Annotated in this window: 1 protein-coding gene; it reads right to left on the reverse strand. The window is 68.1% G+C overall.

Annotated features, from left to right (window positions below; all coding sequences use genetic code 11):
• Positions 1 to 26: 26 nt before the first annotated feature.
• On the reverse strand, positions 27 to 1076 hold the full coding sequence (locus ABD243_RS07245; RefSeq protein WP_344363800.1) for an IS110 family RNA-guided transposase: 1050 nt from the start codon (positions 1074 to 1076) through the stop codon (positions 27 to 29).
• Positions 1077 to 1358: the final 282 nt, after the last annotated feature.

The following is a 1358-nucleotide window of genomic DNA, read 5'->3' on the forward strand; positions in this document are numbered from 1 at the left end:
CTAGACGACCCTTCTATGGCGTCGAGTCAAGCCATGAGTGTTTGGAGTTGGCGGAAGATCTGTCTGGCGATGAAGCGCTTGAGGCAGCGGCGGATTTCGCGTGGGCTCCTGCCTTCTGCGGTGCGTCTCTCGATGTAGGCGCGGGTGGCGGGGTCTGTGAGGCTTCTGGTCCGGGCGACGACGTCCAGGGCGCGGTTGAGTTGGCGGTCTCCGTAGCGGTTGAGCCGGTGCCGCTGCGTGTTGCCTGAGGACGCCGGGATGGGGCTCGCGCCGGCCAGTGCTGCGAAGGCCGCTTCCGAGCGGACACGGCCATGGTGCGAGTACGCGGCCAGGATGATCGCCGCGGTCACTGGGCCGACCCCACGGATGTCCAGGATTCCCGGGGCCATGAGCTGGACATGCTCGGCCAGGGCCAGCTGGTTGGCCTCCAGTTCCGTGCCGAGGGCGATGACGGCGGACGCGAGCCGCCGTGCCTCGGCCCGCGCGACAGTGGCGGCAGCGCCGTCGCCCTGTCGTAGCCGCCAGCCCTGGACTGTCGTGATTTGGGCCGCGGTCAGTGGGGAACGTGCGTCGATTCCCAGGTCGAGGGTGCGCAGCAGGGCGGTCAGCGCGTTACGCGCGCCCGTGCGCTGGGTGTCCATCGAGCGCCTGGCGGCCAGGAGGATCCGCAGTGCTTCCCTCAGGCCCTCGGCCCGCGGGCTGATGAGTTCTGTGGTGGCCGCTCCCAGGACGGTCCGGGCGGCGGCGACGGCGTCGATCGCGTCGGATTTGCCGTGGCCGTGGCGGGACTGCCGCCGGGGCGGCCTGGCCTCGCAGACGGCGAAGCGCTCCGCCTCAAGCAGGCGCGTCAACCGGGCCCCGTAGGAGCTCGTCCCCTCGACCGCGACCAGGACGTTCCCGGACTGGGTGCGGCGGCGGATCCATTCCACCGCCCGGCTCATGCCTGCCGTGCTGGCCGGAAACGTGTCGGTCCCGATCACCGCGCCCGTGGCGGAGGTGAGAACTGAAAATGTGTGGGTTTTGGCGTGTGTGTCCACGCCGACGACGTGGGTGTACTGTTCTGCGACTGTGGTCATTTGCTTGCTCCTGTCCCGATGGGGTGCGGTCGGAACCAGCCGGAGGATCACCCTGAGGCAAATCTCTAACGAGTCACGCAGCACCACCGGGGCGGAGCGGACAGCCTTCTATCAAGCCATCGGAGTGGGCCGACTGCTCCCGGGACCTCGGGGGCGGACAGGTCGTCTATAAGACACCGCAGAGCGGGTCAGATATGAAGGGAGTCACACCCCGGCGGTCCCGGAAAGCAGTCTGCCAACCAACCCCGGGCTGGTCACTACCCATTAGAGATATGAAGTGTG

The organism is Arthrobacter humicola, from assembly GCF_039531445.1.
Lineage (GTDB): Bacteria > Actinomycetota > Actinomycetes > Actinomycetales > Micrococcaceae > Arthrobacter > Arthrobacter humicola.